The organism is Haemophilus sp. HMSC61B11 (assembly GCF_001838615.1).
GTDB classification, from domain to species: Bacteria; Pseudomonadota; Gammaproteobacteria; order Enterobacterales; family Pasteurellaceae; genus Haemophilus_D; species Haemophilus_D parainfluenzae_AD.
The window spans coordinates 115,789-135,196 of the sequence record NZ_KV838003.1 but is presented as its reverse complement, the minus strand read 5'-3'; the positions used below and the strand labels follow the sequence as shown (position 1 = coordinate 135,196).

Sequence of the window (19,408 nt, the reverse complement as noted above, 5' to 3'; positions counted from 1 at the left end):
GTCTCTCTTATGGTCATAACTGCTCTTCATTTAAAATGGAAATAATATTGGCACAATAAAAACAGTCACCAACATAACAATCAAGGTAAAAGGTACACCAACTTTAATAAAGTCAGCAAACTTATAGCCACCTGGCCCCACCACCATGGTATTTACCGGAGAAGAGACTGGCGTCATAAATGCCGCAGAAGCTGCAATCGCAACAACCATAGCAAATGGTACAGGAGACACATTAAGCTGTGTAGCGAGAGAAATTGCGATGGGAGCCATCAAAATTGCGGTGGCCGTATTGGAAATAAACAACCCAACTAATGCGCAAAATATAAAGAGCACAATCAATATAGGATACATTCCCCATCCATCAATGATTTGAGTCAGCCATTTCACTGCAAACTCTACTCCACCGGTTTTTTGAAGTGCGGTCGAAAATGGCATCATTCCGATAATCAAAATAAGGCTCGGCCATTGAATGGAATCATAAGCACTTTTAGCATCCACACAGCGAAAATAAGCCAACATTAAACAACCAATTAAGGCTGCCACAACATTTGGCACGACACCTGACACCATCAATACTACCATGGTTAAAATAGATAATAAGGCAAGCGGTGCTTGACGTTGTGCTGGCACGGCGCGCGCCATTTCTTTCGGATAATTCAATACCAGAAAATCTTTTCGACGATCACGCATAGCCTGAATAAGACGCCAATCGCCAATCACTAAAAGCAAATCACCTGAGCGATATTTTTCTTTAAAGGCATCACTCAATACCACACCATCTCGCTTAATCCCAACTACATTCAAGCCGTATTTTGTGCGGAATTGTAACTCTGCAGTGGTTTTACCAATACAAGCTGAGTTTGGTACAATAATTAACTCGGCCATCCCAATAGAACGAGCTTGCTGATCAAACGATTGGGATTTAATTTCGGCAGGCTCTAGATGAAATTCTTGGCAAAACATATCGAAATTGAAATCACAGCGTTCCAAATCCACCATGAGAATATCTTTTGCTTTTATCTCCGATGTGCCAAGCGGCATGATATAACTTGGTCGGAAATGTTTCCAACGCTCAATCGCCAACACATTGAGTTGATAACTAGAACGCAAATGAAGTTGGTCTAAGGTTTTACCCACAAAAGGGGACGTGCTTTTCACCACCAAACGCTTAGTGCGATCTTTCAAACCATATTCATTAATTAGCTCATTCATGGAGCTCTGCGCCATATCTTGATTGCTTTCATCACTATTATCAGAAAGCCATCGACGAGCGATAAGCATATAGCCCATTCCAAGTACTAAGATCAGCAATCCGATTGGGGTGAAATCAAAAAACTCAAGACGAAGATTGGTGTCTTTTACTAATTCCGCATTCACCACAAGGTTAGGCGCTGTTGCGATTAGTGTCATCATCCCGCTGATTAACCCTGCCACACTTAATGGCATCATTAGTCGTTTTGGTGAAATATTCATTTGGCGGCAAATCATCATCACAACAGGAATAAATACAGCAACCACACCTGTCGAACTCATAAATGCACCTAATCCAGCCACTGAAAGCATCAGTAAAATGAGTACTTTAGCTTCATTATTTCCCGCAACTTTCAAGATGCCGTCACTCACACGATAAGCTATTCCCGTCCGAACCAAGCTTTCCCCCACAATAAAGAGTAAAGCAATAAGGATAATATTGGGATCGCTAAAGCCAACTAAGATCTCTTGAATACTGAGAATACCACTTAGATAAAAAGAGAGCATCACCAATAATGCTACCACATCCATACGAATTTTATTATGTACAAATAAAATAATGGCAGCACCAAGCAGTATTAATGTCCAAAACAATGGACTCACCCAAAGTGCATGCTCAAAAATGGTGTTCATACTCTATCCTTCAATCTTAAAATCTTTCAAGCTCACTACTCTTCTATGCCTAATGCTTTCTTCACCGGCGAAAAACTACGACGATACTCAGGTAAAGGTCCTAGTTCCGCTAACTTTTCTAAGTGTAATTTGGTCGGATACCCTTTATGTTGAGCAAAAGCATATTCAGGATGCTTTTTATCTAATTCTTCCATTTCCTGATCGCGCGCGACTTTTGCCAAAATAGAGGCGGCGCTAATTTCAGCCACAAGTGAATCTCCTTTCACTACTGCTTGAGCTGGCAAACCAAGGTTAGGCGGAATACGATTGCCATCTACCAACACAAAGTGCGGTTGAATTTTTAGGGCTTTTACTGCTCGTTCCATGGCTAACATAGAGGCATGAAGAATATTTAGTTCATCGATCTCAGCTGGCTCTGCTCGTCCCATTGCCCAAGCTAAGGCCTTCTCTTTAATTTCTGCTGCGAGTGCAAGGCGCTTTTTCTCGCTGAGTTTTTTAGAATCCGCCAAACCAGCAATCGGCTTATTCGGATCTAAGATCACCGCAGCTGTGACAACAGCCCCCACTAAAGGGCCTCGGCCAACTTCATCCACTCCTGCAACTAATTGATAACCTTCAGGATAAACAAAATCAGTCATGTTTTTGCTCCAATAAATCAATCACAGCTTGAGCGGCTTGAGTGTCCGCATCACATTGAATTAATTTGTGTAATTCAGTAAAACGTTGAATTAAAACACTGCGAGATTTGACCGAACTTTCGTCATCGCCCAAATACTGAGAAAGTTGTTCTGCTAATTTCTGCGGTTCGCAATCTTCTTGAATCATTTCGGGCACAAGCATTTCATCTGCTAATAAATTAGGCAAGGAAATATATTTTGTTTTGACTAATCGTTTTGCCAAGAAATACGTGAATGGTTTCATTCGATAGCCCACCACCATTGGCGATTTACACAACATTGCTTCAAGTGCAGCTGTACCTGAAGCAAGTAAAGTGGCTTCGGCAGCAATCATCACTTGGCGAGCTTTGCCATCAATTAAATGCATATCAAGATCAGGAGCAATCTGAGCCTTTATTTCCTCAAATTGCTGGCGACGTTTTTCATTCACTAAAGGAACTAAAAACTGCAAATCTGGATATTTTTCTTTTAATAATAATGCTGTTTTTAGAAATGGCTCTGAAAGGAACCCAACTTCGCTACCACGACTCCCCACTAAAATAGCAAGATAACGTCCCTTTTCATCAATACCTAAGGTCTGGCAAGCTTCCGTTCTATTTGGTTTTAATGGAATTGCATCTGCCATGGTATGGCCAATAAAACGGCAAGGCACATTAAAACGATCATAAAAGGCTTTTTCAAAAGGAAGAAAAGCTAAGACTTGGTGGGTCGCTTTAGCAATTTTATAAATACGATTTTGACGCCAAGCCCATACCGATGGACTCACGTAATGAATGGTTTTAATCCCTTTTTCTTTTAATTTCAGTTCAACGGTAAGATTAAAATCCGGTGCATCAATACCGATAAATACATCAGGTTTAATATCAGAGAGGTGGTCGATGATACTACGACGAATTTTTAGCAATCGCGGCAAATGTTTGAGAACTTCCACTAGCCCCATGACAGAGAGCTCTTCCATATCAAAAAAGCTTTCAAAGCCTTGAGCAATCATTCGCTCCCCGCCAATCCCGACAAACTTAGCTTGCGGATAGTGGCGTTTAAGTGCTTTAATGAGACCGGCACCAAGAATATCGCCAGAGACCTCTCCGGCAATAATCGCAATAGTCGGATTTTCTTTAATCATTAAATTTATCCTAAAAAACGACCGCACTTTGAACAAATCATAGTGCGGTCTCTTTGTTATTCATCATTTTCTCTTAACGAGAAAAGAAACGTTAATTAACGAATAATGCCACGAGTAGAACGTTTGAAGAACTCCACAAAGAAACTAATTGCAGATTCAGTTTGTGCAATTTGTTCAATTTCAGGCAATACTTCTTCAAGGGTTTTACCACTGCGGTAAATCATTTTATAGACGTTACGAATCGCGTGCATGGTTGGTTTATCAAAACCACGACGTTTTAATCCTTCAAGGTTAACACCGAAAGGTTGCGCATGGTTACCTTGGGCCATCACATAAGGCGGCACATCTTGACTAACCATAGAACCACCACCTAGCATAACATGTGCCCCTACAATCACAAATTGGTGAATCGCAGACATACCACCAACAATTACAAAATCATCTAATTGAACATGACCAGCAAGTGTTGCGTTATTTGCTAAGATACAGTTATTTTTGATTTGGCAGTCATGGGCAACATGTACGTTTACCATGAGTAAATTGTTATTACCAATACGTGTTACACCACCACCTTGGATAGTGCCGCGATGAATCGTCACATGCTCGCGAATACGGTTTCCATTACCAATAATGGTTTTTGTGGCTTCACCCTTATATTTTAAATCTTGGTTTACTTCACCAATGCTGGCGAATTGATAAATCTGGTTATCTTCACCAATCACGGTATCGCCTTTCACGACAATGTGAGAGTTTAAAACAGTACGTGCTTTAATCTCAACGCTCCCTTCAATAATACAGAAAGGACCGATAACAACGTCTTCGCCAATAACTGCGCCATCAGCAACAAGCGCGGTCGGGTGAATTTTTGCACTTGGGTGGATCATACTTACCCCTTAATTTTCTTTAATTATCGACGAGCACACATTAATTTGGCTTCACAAGCTACTTCACCGTTTACAGTTGCAATACCCGTGAATGCTGTAATACCACGACGTTCTTTAATCACTTGAACGTTCAATTCCATTTGATCTCCAGGTAATACTGGGCGTTTGAAACGCGCTTCATCAATACCTGCGAAATAGAATAATTCGCCACCTTTTAATTCATGAGTTTTAAATGCAAGGATCCCCATTGATTGTGCCAAAGCTTCAAGAATTAACACGCCCGGTAAAATTGGCTCTCCAGGGAAATGACCGGTAAAACAAGGTTCGTTTACACTGATATTTTTAATTGCTTTTAACCATTCGCCTTCTTTGTAGTCTAACACGCGATCCACTAATAAAAATGGATAACGATGTGGCAATAAGGTCATAATTTCTTTTGCTTCAATTACTTTACTTGCTTGATTCTCTGACACGTCTAATACCTTTAAAATAAATAACAATAAAACGCTGGAATTATACGATATTTCTGTATAAAAATAAAACGCACCCTAGGGTACGTTTTAAAATCTTAGCCAAGTTTTTTCTCTAGGGCTTTCAATCGTTTATTCATACCATCAATTCCCAAGGTAAGTGCAGCTGTTTTTCGCCACTCTTTATTGGTTTGTAATGGGATACCCGATGAGTATACGCCAGGCTCAGTAATTGGGCGCATCACCATACCCATGCCAGTCACAGTTACTTTATCGCAGATTTCCATGTGGCCATTGATCACACTTGCTCCACCAATTAAACAATAACGCCCCACTTTTAGACTACCCGCCATAATGACACCGCCAGCTACTGCTGTACCCGTGCCGATATGAACGTTATGGGCAATTTGACAAAGGTTATCAATAATGACGTTATCTTCAATGACTGTCGCGTCTAAGGCTCCACGGTCAATACAGGTACAAGCACCAATTTCGACATTATTACCAATGATCACTTGACCTACTTGTGGAATTTTTATCCAGCGACCTCGATCATTTGCATAGCCAAAGCCATCACTACCAATGACAGCGCCTGATTGAATTAAGCAATTTTGTCCAATTTCTACTTCATGATAAATGCTTACGTTTGCCCAAAGCTGAGTACCCGCGCCAATTTTTGTGAATTTACCTACAAAACAACCTGCACCAATAACCACGTTATCGCCTAATACAACACCTTCTTCAATGACGGCATTTGCACCAATTGATACATTTACACCAATTGAAGCTTTTTCAGAAATAACTGCACTTGGGTGGATATTTTGAGCGGCTTTCGGGGTAGTATCCATATATTGAGCTAATACTGCATAAGCAACATAAGGATCTTTAACGATAAGTAAATTACTTTCAGGTGAGCAAAATTCCACATCCGCTTCTGACACGACAAGAATACCTGCTTTAGATTTAGCTAATAAAGGACGAAATTTTGCATTAGAAATAAACGTAAGCTGGTTAGGTTCTGCTTTTGACAGTGCGGCGATATTATTAACAACAACGTCGGCGTTACCGCGGAGGGTACCGCCGACTTTTGTTGCTAATTCCTGTAAAGAATAGGATTTTTGCATTATGAGAACCTATTATTTTTTCTCTTCAGTTTTTGCTGGAGCTGCTTTTTCAGTTGCTGGAATAGATTTTAATACCTCTTCAGTAATATCTTTACCATCTACCGCAAATACTACAGAATTTGCATCTAAAACATAAGTATAACCTTTTGCTTTTGCCAAGTTATTAGTTGCCACTTGGATACTTTCTAACAATTTACCACGCTCTTCTGTTTGGCGTTTTTCATTTAGCTCTTGAAACTCAGCAACTTTTTTGTCTTGTTCTTCCATTAATTTATTTAATGCCGCTTCTTCATCAGAACCAAATTTAGTGATTTCCTCTTGGCGTTTTTGGATTTCAGCTTGACGTAAACGTGGCGCATCCTTTTGCAGAGCTGCTATTTTCTCTTCCACTTTTTTACGAGATGCCACAATTTTAGCATCAATTTCTTTCTTACTTGCAGCAAGTTTATCTGCCATTGGCTTAAATTCTGCATCTAATTTGTTTGCTACAGCTTGTCGATCTGGATGATTCTGGAATAAATAACCCGCATTAATAAATGCGATATTTTCATCCGCAGCGGCTAAACCTGATGCAAGAGCAAGACCTAAAGAAAGTGCGGTCATTTTTACTACATTTTTCATATCTAAATTTCCTTAAATTAGTTTAGTAAATTTTTCTGTGTCAGCTAACATACTGACACAGAACGAAGATTTTGACTTAGATTAGATGTAAAAGTTCAACTTATTAGAAAGATCCACCGATACTAAATTGAAATTGTTCTACATCATCATTTTCATATTTTTTGATTGGTTTAGCATAAGAGAAAACTAACGGTCCTATCGGAGATTGCCATTGGAAACCAATACCCGCTGAAGCTCGAATGCGGCTAGCTTTACTATAATCAGGTAAGTTAACTAAAACACTAGACGGTAACCCTTCCTTATCCGATTTCCATTTTGTGTTCCAAACACTTGCAGCATCAACAAACAGTGAAGTTCTTACATTATTCTGACTTTTATCTGATACAAAAGGAGTTGGAACAATTAATTCTACGCTTGCGGTAGCCATTGCATTACCACCAATCACATCAGTGTTTGGTATCCAACCTTCTTTACCATTACGATCTTTTTGCCAATATATTGCATTAGGCCCTACTGCCCCATATGCAAAACCACGCAATGAACCAATACCACCCGCAGTATAGAGCTGATAAAACGGCACTCTTTTACCGCTTAAACCATTCGCATAAGCGGCAGTAGCTTTACCAGATAATACCCAACGATGATCTCTATCTAATGGATAGAATCCCTGAAGCTCAGCACTTAACTTATAATATTTATTATCGGAACCAGGAATTGTTACACGTCCACCTAAACTTGCTTTTACACCTTTAGTTGGGAAATAACCACGGTTTAAGCTGTTATAGTTCCAACCAAATGAGAAATCAAAGTCACTGGTTTTAATTGAGTTGCCAGTCAAATTCATCGATTTCATGTATAAATCACGATTATATTCATACGCGAAGTTGCTGATTTTATTGTAAGTATAACCTAATCCCACATAATATGAGTTATTCTCATTGACTGGGAAACCTAATGTCATGTTACCACCATAAGTGGTACGTTTATAGGTTGATGAGGTATCACTTTTTGAGTTATCGTAAGTTTCATAGAATACATTTCCACCTAAACTTACGCCATCTTTAGTAAAGTACGGTTCTGTATAGCCTAAGTTTATACTAGTGCCATAGTCATTACGTGTACCACCTAGGCTTACCGCCGCACCTGTCCCCAAGAAGTTATCTTGTTTCACACTCGCTTGATAGCTGATACCACTTTCTGTACCATAACCGATACCAAAGTTGATACTACCTGTATTACGTTCTCTTACTTTATATACTACATCCACTTCGTCATGAGAGCCTTTAATTGGCTCAATACGGTTTTCCACACTTTCAAAGAAACCCGTTCTATCTAAACGAACTTTACCTAACTCAACTAATTGTGAGTTATACCAAGTGCCTTCTTGCTGACGCATCTCTTGACGCAATGTACTATCTGCAGAAACCGTATTACCTTCAAAGCGAACTTGACGTACAGATAAACGACGCCCAGCATCAACTACAAAGGTTAATGCTAATGTTTTATTCGCATCATCAAAAGTGGGTACAGTATTCACTGTCGCACTACCATAACCACGTTCACCTAATTTATCTTTAATTAAGCTCTCCACATTTTGTGCATCCGCACGACTAAACGTATCATTTAAGTGAAGTTCACCTAATAATGGTTGTAATTCATCAGTCATACCACCTAAGTTACCGACAATACGAGCAGAACTTAAATTGTATTTTTCACCTTCATTTACATCAATAGTAACATCTGCTTTAGTATGTTCTTCATTTAACTGAACATCTGTTTTTGTCACTCTTGCTTTTGCATAACCATTATTATGATAGTAATCTTGGATAGCTTGAATATCTTTGTCAAACTGCGTTCCATCAAACTTATTACCCCAAAGTTTCCACCAAGCATCTGGTTGGAGTTCCATTTGCTCCTGTAACTTGCTGCTAGAAATTGCTTCATTTCCATTAAAAGTCACTGAACGAAGTTTTGCCGTATCATCTTCATCAATTTGAAGCGTAATTTCTGCGCGGTTATTTGGTAAAGTTGTCACGATTGGATCAACTTTCGCATTATAGCGGCCTACACTCTTATAATGTTCTCTTAAAGTTTTAGCAAACTCTTCTAATTTCGCACGATTTAATACATCACCACTTTTAAAACCATTTGCATCAAGATTTTGTTTTAATGCTTCTGTTGGAATAACGGAGTTACCTTTAATATTCACTTCAGAAATGATTGGTTTCGCAATAACGCTCACAACTAATGCGTCGCCATCTTGGAAAGCTTTAACATCATCAAACTGTCCACTTACGAATAATGAACGTACAATATTGGCTACATCTTTATCCGTTACACGCTGACCACTACGAACAGGAAGGCTTGCAAGAATTTGCTGTTCTAAGTCTCCTTGAGCACCGTCAACACGAATGTCTTTTGCTACAAATGGTGCCGCAAATACACTCGTTGTAGTACCGAATAATAAACTTGCGATTAGAAGTTTTTTCATCGACTTTATCCTATAAAAAACAATAGTTATAAACGTAAGAAATCATTAAAAAGCACAAAAATTGTTTGAATTAACAAAATAGTGAGCCCTATACGATAACTTAAATTTTGTACCCGTTCTGAAACAGGTTTTCCTTTGATAGCTTCCGCCGCCAAAAATACGAGATGTCCACCATCTAAAACTGGCAACGGAAATAAATTCATTATGCCTAAATTAACACTGATTAACGCGAGAAAACTCAAGAAATAAATCACGCCAGCGTTAGAAGATGCACCTGCACCTTGGGCAATTGAAATTGGCCCAGCCAAACTGGAAAATGAAAGCTCTCCACTAAACAATTTCCCGATTGCCTTCACAATAAACCACGAAATTTGGCCTGTCTTTTCCACACCTTTTCTTAGGGCGTCAAGAATACCATATTTTAATTCAGTTCGATACTGTTCGCCAACTTTTAAGAACGTCGGACTTAACCCAACAAACCATTTACCGTCTCGATTCTTCTCCGGTTGCAAGGTTTTGTCAAAAATTTCTTGATTGCGTTCAACCTTAATTGTAAAAGGCTGACCTTGTTGTACCAGTGCAACAAAAGCCTTCCAATCAAGTGCGGTCGAATTTTCTGTTAAAATTTTATCGCCAATCAACAAGCCCGCTTTTTCAGCTGGTGAGTTCTCTACTACTTTAGATAATGTCATCTCAACTTTACTTGAAATGGGATTGATCCCTAATGTTTCAAATGCTGTTTCTTTATCCGGCTCAAATGTCCAATTTTGCAGATTAATGGTTCGTTGATAAGGTTGATCTTCACCAAAAGGCGTTAATGTGAGTTCAACAGAATCAGAACCTAACTTATCAGTGAGCAATAAATTAATAGTTTCCCAATCAGGTGTACTCTTTCCATCAATTGCTAAAATCTGAGTATTCGGTTCAATTTGAGCCATCGCAGCGGGAGAATTTGGCGTGACGTTTTCAATAACCGGTTTAACACTCGGAATCCCAACAGAATAAATTACCCAATATGCCAAAATCGCAAAAATAAAATTCGCAAGGGGGCCTGCTGCAATGACAAAAGCACGTTGAGCAACAGATTTACTTTCAAACGCCTGCGATTTTAATTCTGCGGGAACTTCTTCATTTCGTCCATCAAGCATTTTGACATAACCACCAAGCGGAATGGCTGAAATAGCAAATTCGGTGCCTAATTTATCTGTGCGTCGCCAAATCACTTTACCAAAGCCAATCGAAAAACGATGAACTTTAATACCGCACTTTCTTGCCGCCCAAAAGTGGCCGTATTCGTGTACGGCAACCAGCACGGCGATTGCAACAATAAATGAGCCAAGCGACCACAAAAATGACATGTTCTACCCTTATAACACAAAGAAATAGAAGTATGTGAAGAATGGTACTGCCGCCGTTAAGCTATCAATACGATCTAAAATACCTCCATGGCCTGGAATTAATTGACTACTGTCTTTGATACCTGATTCACGTTTAAACATACTTTCTGCTAAATCACCTAATACAGAAATAGCTACCGTTGCCACAGAAAGCACAACAAAACCGCTCATCGCACGGCTACCTAATAAAGTTTCACCTGAGAAATGAATAAAGACAAACGCCAATACCGCTGCGGTGATCATGCCACCAAATACGCCTTGCCATGTTTTTCCCGGTGATACTTTTGGTGCAAGTTTGTGCTTGCCAAAAGCTCGACCTGCAAAATAAGCACCGGAGTCTGCTGCCCATACCAATACAAACACATAAAGCAATAAGAATAAACCATGATGTGGATCAGCAGTATAATTATCTAAACGTAAACGTAAGACGGCAGCAACAAAAGGAATCAACGTAGAAAAAGCAAACAGAAGTTGTAAAGGAATATTTTTACCCCAAAACTTCGCTGAGCTTGGATAAGTCACCACTAACACCAATGCAAGTGCCCACCAACCGACAGAATTTAGCAATAATAACGGTAAGTAGTTTTCAAACACTCTCCCCGCATCTAAATAATTACCTTCGTTGTAAAGCCAAAGGAAAATAAATGCGCCTAAAAACGCCGCAATACAAAGGCGCGCCAAAGGATTTTTAAAACGAGCAAATTGAGCCCACTCCCAAATACCAAGTGTCGCCACAAAGCCTAAGGCTAGGGCAAAATAAAATGGGGTAAATAAGAACAAGGCACATAATACCAAAGCAATCAATACAATGGCTGATAATACACGTTCTTTAAGCATAAGTTCTCCGCTTATTCTGTCCCGCCAAAACGGCGATGACGTTGTTGATAACAGGCAATTGCCTGATTAAAATCTTTTTCACAAAAATCCGGCCAAAGCACATCTAAAAAGCACAATTCCGCATATGCAATTTGCCAAAGTAAGAAATTACTAATGCGTTGTTCACCGCTGGTGCGAATTAGTAAATCGACTGATGGTTCATCTTGTGTCACTAAATGTTGCTGGAAAAGTGATTCATTAATATCACTCACCGAAATCTCATTATTTTTTACTTTTTCAGCTAATTGTTGGGTCGCTTGAACAATATCCCAACAACCACCGTAATTCGCCGCAATATTTAAAGTCAGTGCGGTATTATTTTCCGTTAAATTTTCTGCTTTTGCGATCTTCTCTTGCAATTTCTCACTAAAACGAGAAATATCACCGATGATCTTTAAACGAATATTATTTTTGTGTAATTTTTTAACTTCTCGATCAAGTGCTTGCATAAAGAGCGTCATCAATGCACTCACTTCTTGCTCGGGGCGATTCCAGTTTTCACTGCTAAACGCATATAACGTCAAAAATTTAACGCCAGTTTGTCGTGCATAACTCACGGCACGACGCACGGCCGCCACACCATTTGTATGACCAAAAATACGCAACTTATTTTGTTGTTTCGCCCAACGTCCATTGCCATCCATAATAATGGCAACATGTTCGGGAATATTATTGTTATCAAGTTCTTTCATTCTAAAATATTCGGATTTTATGACCGCACTTTTGCGTATTCTACATCAACTTTTTAATCAGAGAATCGGCTAATTCACGAGCTTGTTTATCTACGGCTAATACATCATCAATGCTTGAAATGGTTGAAGATAGCATTTGTTCAACCGATGCTTGATTAATTTTTGCAATATCCGTAAATTTAATATAGCCATCTAAAAAGGCTTGTACGGCAATTTCGTTTGCTGCATTCATTGCGGTTGTCGCATATTGTCCTTCTGCAAAAGCATCAATCGCTAATTTTAAATTTGGATAACGATTAAAATCAGGTTCTATAAACGTCAATTCTTTGATTTTAAAGAAATCTAATGGTTCCACACCACTGACTGTACGATTTGGATAAGCCATCGTTTCCGCAATAGGTGTGCGCATATCTGGATTACCCATTTGAGCAATGACCGAACCATCTACATAACGCACCATTGAATGAATAATAGATTGAGGATGAATAATCACTTCCATTTCATCAGCGGATGCATTGAAGAGCCAGCGCGCCTCAATGTACTCCAAGCCTTTATTCATCATCGTGGCTGAATCCACGGAGATTTTTTTACCCATTGACCAGTTTGGATGAGCAACGGCTTGTTCTGACGTAATATGTTCAAACTCGTTTAATGGCGTATAACGGAAAGGCCCACCGGAACCCGTTAAGACAATTTTACTGACCCCTAATTCTTTCAAAGGACAAAACCCAACCTTTTCTTGGGCTTCTGGCGGTAAAGATTGAAAAATCGCGTTATGTTCGCTATCGACTGGCAATAATTTTGCTTTTGACTGCTTCACTGCATCAATAAAGATCTGGCCACACGTCACCAAGGATTCTTTATTCGCAAGCAAAACTTTCTTACTCGCTTTTACTGCCGAAAGAGTCGGTAGTAATCCTGCTGCCCCAACAATGGCTGCCATAACTTGATCAGCATCTGGATGTGCTGCCAACTCGCAAATGGCTTTTTGTCCATCTAAGACTTCCGTTTTAATGTGGTGTGAGGATAATTTTTCTCGCAATACCTTTGCTGCATTTTCATCATCTAATGCAGCAAAGTTCGGTTGAAATTTCACGCATTGTTCAAACATTGTCTCAACATTTTTGCCTCCTACTAACGCAAAGGTATGGTATTTGTCGGGATTATGTTCGATAACAGAAAGGGTACTATGGCCAATAGAACCAGTTGAACCTAAAATAACAAGATTTTGTTTTTGCATAAAATTTCGACCGCACTTTGTGCTTTTATTTTTTATCAGAATAGAACAAGGGCAGACACTTGGTCTGCCCCAAAACATGGTTCGACAATTAGAAATCCATTAATTCTTTTTCTTTATCTGCTAAGATCTCATCCACTTTTTTGATATAGCTATCAGTCACTTTTTGAATGATTTCTTCTGCTTTATGTTGATCGTTTTCGCTGATTTCTTTGTCTTTTAGTAATGCTTTGATTTTATCATTTGCATCACGACGTACATTACGAATTGCAACTTTACCTTGCTCACCTTCGCTTTTTACGATTTTGATTAAATCACGACGACGTTCTTCAGTTAATGGAGGAAGAGGCACACGAATTGTTGTACCTGCTGAAGATGGGTTTAAACCTAAATCAGAAGTTAAAATCGCTTTTTCTACTGCACTGATTAAAGAACGGTCAAATACTGTTACCGCTAAAGTACGCGCATCTTCCGCAACCACGTTAGCTAATTGACGAAGTGGGGTCGCTGCACCATAGTATTCCACTTGGATTGCGTCTAATAAGCTAGGTTGAGCACGACCTGTACGGATTTTTGCAATATGCCCACGTAAGGCTTCAAGGCTTTTTTCCATACGAGCTTCAGCATCTTGTTTGATTTCATTAATCATTCATCTGTCCTTTTCAATAAATAAAGATAAAACACAGTGATTTTACTGGATTTTTAGGGAGTTTTGAATAAATTTATTCATAAAAAAGGCGAGATGGTCTCTCGCCATTTTATTCTTAAAAAAATTAACTAATCGTTGTGCCTTCTTCTGTACCGAGTACGACTTTGCGTAACGCACCTGGTTTACACATATTAAATACACGAATTGGCATACCGTGGTCACGCGCAAGTGTGAAGGCAGCTAAATCCATTACTTGTAATTCTTTATCAATTACTTCTGCATAAGATAATTTATGGTATAGCTTCGCATTAGGATTTTTTGCCGGGTCGCAATCATACACACCATCAACTTTGGTCGCTTTTAACACGATATCTGCTTCAATTTCGATACCACGTAAGCATGCTGCAGAATCTGTTGTAAAGAATGGACTACCTGTACCGGCTGAGAAAATGACCACACGTTTTTCACGTAACATTTTGATCGCTTCAGACCAGTTATAGGTATCGCAAATCCCATTTAATTGGAAAGCAGACATTAATTTCGCATTCACATCTGCACGATGAAGTGCATCACGCATTGCCAAGCCATTCATCACCGTTGCAAGCATCCCCATATGGTCGCCCACTACACGATTCATGCCAGCTTTAGCTAATTTTGCGCCACGGAATAAGTTACCACCACCGAGCACAACACCAACTTCCACGCCCATTTCAATTAATTCTTTAATCTCTAACGCCATACGATCAAGAATCGAAGGATCGATACCGAACCCCTCATCCCCTTGTAATGCTTCACCACTTAATTTCAATAAAATACGTTTGTAAATTGGTTGGCTCATTTGTCTTTTCCTTTGTCGGTTACAAAATTTGGCTTATTCTAGCAAAAGAGCGAAAAAGTTAAAAATGGAAATTGGTCAGAAAAGTGCGATAAAATATCGCTGTTTTGATTTTATAGGTAAACTTTATGAAGATTTCAAAAACCTCACAAATTTTAACCACACTTTTTTCTTTGTCTTGCGCCATTGCTGCCGGTTATTTGATTTTACGAGGTTCAGGGATGTTTCCTGAGCCATCTATTAGTCTGATTTTACTCGCGGCTATTTTCATTATTTTATTAAGTAGTAGCCGAAAATCTTTCTATTTTATTTTATTACCCTTAGTTTGCTTACACGCAATTTATACGCCGACAGGCTTAAATTTTGGTGCGCCAAGCTACCAATATATTGCATCGGTTCTCGCGACAGATATGTTAGAGACCAAAGAGTTTCTCATGCAAATCCCTGTGAGCAGCTATTTAGCCGCATTGGCTATTCCAGTTTTAATCTTTTTACATTACAAAAGTGCGGTCAAATTTGGGGTGAAATTTTATCACAATAAAACATTCATCGCGCTGGCTACCTTATTAATTGGCTACAACTTACCGATTGCTGCTCCATTAAAAGAAACAATAGATTCAAGTGTACAGATCGTTAATGAATGGCAAAAATTGAAAAAAATGTCACAGGAAAGTAGCTGGGAACAATCCACATTAGAAAATTCTAAATACCAAGATTATGTGATTATTTTGGGGGAAAGTGCGAGAAAAGACTACTTACATGCTTATGGATATCCTGTTAATGACACGCCATTTATGTCATCAGCAAACGGTACACTGATTGATGGCATGACATCTGCCGGAACCAACACGGTAGCCTCATTGCGCTTAATGTTAACGTTACCTGATAAAGAAAAATGGGAACCAAACTATGATTTAAGCTTGGTGGATCTCATTAAGTCTGCAGGTATGAAAACCTACTGGCTTTCTAATCAAGGTTTCTTAGGTGAATATGACACGCCAGTCGCCTCGCTTGCCTCAAAATCTGATGAAACCATTTTCTTGAAAAAAGGTGGGAGCTTTAATTCTACAAACTACAGCGATTTTGATTTAATTCCTAAATTTGCCCAAGTTTTAGAAGATCCAACAAAAGGTAAACGCTTTATTGTGCTACACATTTATGGTTCACATCCGCTTGCTTGCGATCGCGTTGAAGATTACCCGAAAATTTTCAATGACAATGACATTGAGAAAAAAAACGAATACTTAAATTGCTATATTACATCCATTAAGAAAACCGATGATTTTATTAAGAAAGTGTATGAAACGCTCAAAGAAAACGAGCAAAAAACACACCGCACTTTCTCAATGATTTATTTCTCCGATCATGGTTTATGTCATCAGGAAGATGATAAACATGGCGTCACCTTGTTTAACCAAAACTGTCACAGCCAATTACATCATAATATTCCGCTCTTTAAGATTTCATCTGATGATACGGCACGTAAAGAATACAAAGCCTTTAAATCTGGTTTGAATTTCTTAGAAGGTATTGCTAATTGGATTGGAATTAAAAATCCGAAGCTCACTTTAGAAGAAAATTTATTCTCTGAGCAATCAGACAAAGATGACTATGGTCTGAAAAAACTGATTGAAGAAAAATATCGTAAAGATGCAGATCCTGCTATCGATATTCGTCCAAAGAAATAGAAAATCTCAAATTTCAGACAACAAAAAAGCCGATATTCAATATCGGCTTTTTTTATATCTCAATGGAGAAAATTAAGCGTTACCGCCAGTGATTTTTGCAACTTCAGCTGCGAAATCTTCTTCTTTTTTCTCGATACCTTCACCCACTTCTAAACGGATGAAGTTAGATACTGAAGTGTTTACTGATTTTAAGAAGTCACCTACAGATACAGAAGGATCCATGACGAATGGTTGACCTGTTAATGAAACTTCACCAGTGAATTTCTTCATACGGCCTTCAACCATTTTCTCTGCGATTTCTTTTGGTTTACCAGAGTTAACTGCGATATCAATTTGAATTTGACGCTCGTGTTCAACAACATCTGCAGATACATCTTCTGGGTTCACGAATTCTGGTTTAGATGCCGCTACGTGCATTGCCACTTTTTTAAGTTCATCAGCAGAACCTTCACCCGCAACTAACACACCGATTTTCGCACCGTGTAAGTATTGAGCGATAACTTGGCCCTCTAAGTAAGCAACACGACGGATGTTCATGTTCTCACCGATTTTAGCCACTAATGCAGCACGTTTTTCTTCAAATTGTGCTTGTAATGCTTCGATAGTGGTGCCTTTGTGTGCTGCTGCGAAATCAGCTACTTCGTTTGCTAAACCTAAGAAACCAGCATCTTTTGCTACGAAGTCAGTTTCACAGTTCATTTCAACTAATACACCGAAACCATTTTCTACACGAGCAAGGATAACACCTTCAGCTGCAACACGGCCTGCTTTCTTAGCTGCTTTAGCTTGACCAGATTTACGCATGTTGTCGATTGCTAACTCGATATCACCGTTTGCTTCAACTAATGCTTTTTTACATTCCATCATACCGGCACCGGTACGTTCACGAAGTTCTTTTACTAATGATGCTGTGATTTCAGCCATTTTAAAAATCCTCTGTCGAAAATGCGATTTATTTTGACCGCACTTTTAGATAAAAATATAGGGGCTAAATTTTAGCCCCTATGCCAATTAATCGTTTGATTATTAAGGGCTTCGCCTTATTGCAAAACTTAAATTATTCTGCGTCAGCTGCTAATTCTTCAGCAACTTGAGCTTCGTTACCACGACCTTCTTTAACCGCTGCTGCAGCTGCAGAAACGTAAAGTTGGATAGCACGAGTCGCATCATCGTTACCAGGGATAACGAAATCTACGCCTGCTGGAGTTGAGTTAGTATCAACGATAGCAAATACAGGAATACCTAGGTTGTTTGCTTCTTTAACCGCGATATGTTCGTGGTCTGCACCGATAACAAATAACGCATCTGGTAAGCCGCCCATATCTTTGATACCGCCAAGGCTTAATTCAAGTTTTTCCATCTCACGGGTACGCATTAACGCTTCTTTTTTGGTTAATTTGTCAAAAGTACCGTCTTGAGATTGAGTTTCTAAATCTTTTAAACGTTTAATTGATTGACGAACGGTTTTCCAGTTAGTCAACATACCACCTAACCAACGGTGGTTTACATAATATTGTTGACAGTCTAATGCTGCAGCTTGTACTGCTTCTTGAGCCGCGCGTTTAGTACCAACGAATAATACTTTACCGTTGTTGCTAGCAATACGGGTTAATTCCGCTAAAGCTTCGTTGAATAAAGGTAAAGTTTTTTCTAAGTTGATGATATGAACACCGTTACGAGCACCAAAAATGAAAGGTTTCATTTGTGGGTTCCAGTAACGAGTTTGGTGTCCGAAGTGTACGCCCGCGTTGATCATGTCGCGCATTGAAACTTGTGCCATAATATTTTCCTTTTGTTGGGGTTGAGCCTCCACATATCAGCTAATCGACCGTTTGGCACCCCGATTAAGCCTTAATGATATGTGTGTGTTGTTAATAATTAAAAACGCTGCTTTTGAAACCCAAAAACAGCGGTGCGATTTATACCATAAAGTGCGGTCAAAAACCAGTTTATTTTGTTAAATTCATCACTTTTCTTGCTTTAATAAACAATAAAGGGGGACGATGCCGCAAATCTTTAAATTCATCATGCCATTGTGGCTGCTCAGTTAACATTGGTTCAGCCATTTGTTCTATTTGAAAACCTGCAGCGATTAAATCATTAATAATCGTTGCCGTCGTACGGTGATACGTTTTAAAAGGTTGTTGAAACCAATTTCGCTCTCTCAGTCCTTCATCACGGTAATGATTTAAACGATAAGCGACTTGCTGTTTTTGCTCATTTTTTTCCCAGCGTTCCCCTTCTTTATGGCAAGTTGTAATCGGATGCTCTTGGGAAAAAACTAATGTGCCGTTAGGCTTAAGCTTGTTGGCAATAGACGCTAATAAAGCAGGAAAATCTTCAATATAATGAAAAGCAAAAGAGCTGGTAATGACATCAAAATCACTTTCTGGCAATTCCGTTAATTTTTCCATTGGTAACTGATATAACGAAAAACACCCTGAAAATTGACCGCACTTTTGCAGTTCTTGTTCAGCTTGTTCTAGCATTTTAGCTGAAAGATCTGTTCCTACTACGCTCTCCGCATTGCGTTCCAAATAGAGTTGCAAATGTCCGCCCGTTCCACAACCTAGATCGAGCAATTTTTTTCCTTGTAAATCAGGTAACAGGGAAAGCATCGTCGGCTTTTCCACTATTTCATTGAGACTGATTGGGTTAGATCGAAGTTTTTGATAAAGCGCAAAGAAGTTTTCTTTATCGTAAACGCTCGTTTTGTTACTCATCTCGTTTCCTATGTAAAATTAAAAAGGGCGTATTCAA

18 protein-coding genes are annotated in these 19,408 nt (G+C 39.1%); 1 reads left to right on the top strand and 17 read right to left on the bottom strand.

Going from position 1 to position 19,408, the window contains the following annotated elements; all coding sequences use genetic code 11:
- Window positions 1-30: 30 nt before the first annotated feature.
- The 14 genes from HMPREF3263_RS09755 to pyrH form a co-directional block, all read right to left on the bottom strand.
- Complete coding sequence (locus tag HMPREF3263_RS09755) at window positions 31-1,884, bottom strand: SLC13 family permease (protein WP_005698661.1); 1,854 nt, start codon at window positions 1,882-1,884, stop codon at window positions 31-33.
- 35 nt (window positions 1,885-1,919) lie between these two features.
- A complete protein-coding gene (gene rnhB / locus HMPREF3263_RS09750; protein WP_005698648.1) occupies window positions 1,920-2,522 on the bottom strand; it encodes a ribonuclease HII in 603 nt (200 codons plus the stop codon).
- The gene (gene lpxB / locus HMPREF3263_RS09745; protein WP_005698622.1) at window positions 2,515-3,684 is read right to left on the bottom strand and encodes a lipid-A-disaccharide synthase; all 1,170 of its coding nucleotides are present in this window, start codon (window positions 3,682-3,684) and stop codon (window positions 2,515-2,517) included. Before lpxB ends, rnhB begins: the two co-directional genes overlap by 8 nt.
- A 95-nt stretch (window positions 3,685-3,779) precedes the next feature.
- Entirely contained in the window at window positions 3,780-4,568 is a 789-nt protein-coding gene (gene lpxA, locus HMPREF3263_RS09740) for an acyl-ACP--UDP-N-acetylglucosamine O-acyltransferase (protein WP_005698632.1), read from the bottom strand.
- Window positions 4,569-4,591: 23 nt separating this feature from the next.
- A complete protein-coding gene (gene fabZ, locus HMPREF3263_RS09735) occupies window positions 4,592-5,041 on the bottom strand; it encodes a 3-hydroxyacyl-ACP dehydratase FabZ (protein WP_005696774.1) in 450 nt (149 codons plus the stop codon).
- A gap of 95 nt (window positions 5,042-5,136) precedes the next feature.
- Window positions 5,137-6,162, bottom strand: coding sequence for a UDP-3-O-(3-hydroxymyristoyl)glucosamine N-acyltransferase (gene lpxD / locus HMPREF3263_RS09730; RefSeq protein ID WP_005698702.1), 1,026 nt, complete (start codon window positions 6,160-6,162; stop codon window positions 5,137-5,139).
- Between the two features lie 12 nt (window positions 6,163-6,174).
- Window positions 6,175-6,783: an OmpH/Skp family outer membrane protein gene (locus tag HMPREF3263_RS09725; RefSeq protein WP_005696778.1), complete on the bottom strand. Its 609-nt coding sequence runs from the start codon at window positions 6,781-6,783 to the stop codon at window positions 6,175-6,177.
- A gap of 103 nt (window positions 6,784-6,886) precedes the next feature.
- Complete coding sequence (bamA, locus tag HMPREF3263_RS09720; protein WP_070853258.1) at window positions 6,887-9,274, bottom strand: outer membrane protein assembly factor BamA; 2,388 nt, start codon at window positions 9,272-9,274, stop codon at window positions 6,887-6,889.
- Window positions 9,275-9,300: 26 nt separating this feature from the next.
- Window positions 9,301-10,632, bottom strand: coding sequence for a sigma E protease regulator RseP (gene rseP / locus HMPREF3263_RS09715; protein WP_005698720.1), 1,332 nt, complete (start codon window positions 10,630-10,632; stop codon window positions 9,301-9,303).
- 9 nt (window positions 10,633-10,641) lie between these two features.
- Window positions 10,642-11,508 (bottom strand): phosphatidate cytidylyltransferase, encoded by an 867-nt coding sequence (locus HMPREF3263_RS09710; RefSeq protein ID WP_005696781.1) that lies wholly within the window; start codon window positions 11,506-11,508, stop codon window positions 10,642-10,644.
- An 11-nt stretch (window positions 11,509-11,519) separates the two neighbouring features.
- A complete protein-coding gene (gene uppS / locus HMPREF3263_RS09705) occupies window positions 11,520-12,239 on the bottom strand; it encodes a polyprenyl diphosphate synthase (protein ID WP_070853257.1) in 720 nt (239 codons plus the stop codon).
- Window positions 12,240-12,279: 40 nt separating this feature from the next.
- On the bottom strand, window positions 12,280-13,479 hold the full coding sequence (gene ispC / locus HMPREF3263_RS09700; RefSeq protein ID WP_070853256.1) for a 1-deoxy-D-xylulose-5-phosphate reductoisomerase: 1,200 nt from the start codon (window positions 13,477-13,479) through the stop codon (window positions 12,280-12,282).
- 88 nt (window positions 13,480-13,567) lie between these two features.
- A complete protein-coding gene (frr, locus tag HMPREF3263_RS09695; protein ID WP_005696784.1) occupies window positions 13,568-14,125 on the bottom strand; it encodes a ribosome recycling factor in 558 nt (185 codons plus the stop codon).
- A gap of 124 nt (window positions 14,126-14,249) precedes the next feature.
- A complete protein-coding gene (gene pyrH, locus HMPREF3263_RS09690; protein ID WP_005698626.1) occupies window positions 14,250-14,963 on the bottom strand; it encodes a UMP kinase in 714 nt (237 codons plus the stop codon).
- Between the two features lie 125 nt (window positions 14,964-15,088).
- On the opposite strand from pyrH, the gene HMPREF3263_RS09685 reads away from it, so the two are divergent.
- Window positions 15,089-16,648, top strand: coding sequence for a phosphoethanolamine transferase (locus tag HMPREF3263_RS09685; RefSeq protein WP_005698668.1), 1,560 nt, complete (start codon window positions 15,089-15,091; stop codon window positions 16,646-16,648).
- 72 nt (window positions 16,649-16,720) lie between these two features.
- Here the strand turns inward: HMPREF3263_RS09685 and tsf are convergent, their stop codons facing one another.
- The 3 genes from tsf to HMPREF3263_RS09670 form a co-directional block, all read right to left on the bottom strand.
- Window positions 16,721-17,572, bottom strand: a complete 852-nt coding sequence (gene tsf / locus HMPREF3263_RS09680) for a translation elongation factor Ts (RefSeq protein ID WP_070853255.1) — start codon at window positions 17,570-17,572, stop codon at window positions 16,721-16,723.
- 133 nt (window positions 17,573-17,705) lie between these two features.
- Complete coding sequence (gene rpsB, locus HMPREF3263_RS09675; RefSeq protein ID WP_005698638.1) at window positions 17,706-18,428, bottom strand: 30S ribosomal protein S2; 723 nt, start codon at window positions 18,426-18,428, stop codon at window positions 17,706-17,708.
- Window positions 18,429-18,597: 169 nt separating this feature from the next.
- The gene (locus HMPREF3263_RS09670; protein ID WP_070853254.1) at window positions 18,598-19,371 is read right to left on the bottom strand and encodes a class I SAM-dependent methyltransferase; all 774 of its coding nucleotides are present in this window, start codon (window positions 19,369-19,371) and stop codon (window positions 18,598-18,600) included.
- Between the last annotated feature and the right edge of the window lie 37 nt (window positions 19,372-19,408).

Coding starts and splice junctions, on each gene's coding strand:
- HMPREF3263_RS09725 (WP_005696778.1), bottom strand. CDS start 6,783: ATGAAAAATGTAGTAAAAATGACCGCACTTTCTTTAGGTCTTGCTCTT.
- uppS (WP_070853257.1), bottom strand. CDS start 12,239: ATGAAAGAACTTGATAACAATAATATTCCCGAACATGTTGCCATTATT.
- HMPREF3263_RS09710 (WP_005696781.1), bottom strand. CDS start 11,508: ATGCTTAAAGAACGTGTATTATCAGCCATTGTATTGATTGCTTTGGTA.
- ispC (WP_070853256.1), bottom strand. CDS start 13,479: ATGCAAAAACAAAATCTTGTTATTTTAGGTTCAACTGGTTCTATTGGC.
- tsf (WP_070853255.1), bottom strand. CDS start 17,572: ATGGCTGAAATCACAGCATCATTAGTAAAAGAACTTCGTGAACGTACC.
- HMPREF3263_RS09755 (WP_005698661.1), bottom strand. CDS start 1,884: ATGAACACCATTTTTGAGCATGCACTTTGGGTGAGTCCATTGTTTTGG.
- rnhB (WP_005698648.1), bottom strand. CDS start 2,522: ATGACTGATTTTGTTTATCCTGAAGGTTATCAATTAGTTGCAGGAGTG.
- lpxD (WP_005698702.1), bottom strand. CDS start 6,162: ATGCAAAAATCCTATTCTTTACAGGAATTAGCAACAAAAGTCGGCGGT.
- HMPREF3263_RS09685 (WP_005698668.1), top strand. CDS start 15,089: ATGAAGATTTCAAAAACCTCACAAATTTTAACCACACTTTTTTCTTTG.
- lpxB (WP_005698622.1), bottom strand. CDS start 3,684: ATGATTAAAGAAAATCCGACTATTGCGATTATTGCCGGAGAGGTCTCT.
- bamA (WP_070853258.1), bottom strand. CDS start 9,274: ATGAAAAAACTTCTAATCGCAAGTTTATTATTCGGTACTACAACGAGT.
- rpsB (WP_005698638.1), bottom strand. CDS start 18,428: ATGGCACAAGTTTCAATGCGCGACATGATCAACGCGGGCGTACACTTC.
- rseP (WP_005698720.1), bottom strand. CDS start 10,632: ATGTCATTTTTGTGGTCGCTTGGCTCATTTATTGTTGCAATCGCCGTG.
- lpxA (WP_005698632.1), bottom strand. CDS start 4,568: ATGATCCACCCAAGTGCAAAAATTCACCCGACCGCGCTTGTTGCTGAT.
- pyrH (WP_005698626.1), bottom strand. CDS start 14,963: ATGAGCCAACCAATTTACAAACGTATTTTATTGAAATTAAGTGGTGAA.
- HMPREF3263_RS09670 (WP_070853254.1), bottom strand. CDS start 19,371: ATGAGTAACAAAACGAGCGTTTACGATAAAGAAAACTTCTTTGCGCTT.
- frr (WP_005696784.1), bottom strand. CDS start 14,125: ATGATTAATGAAATCAAACAAGATGCTGAAGCTCGTATGGAAAAAAGC.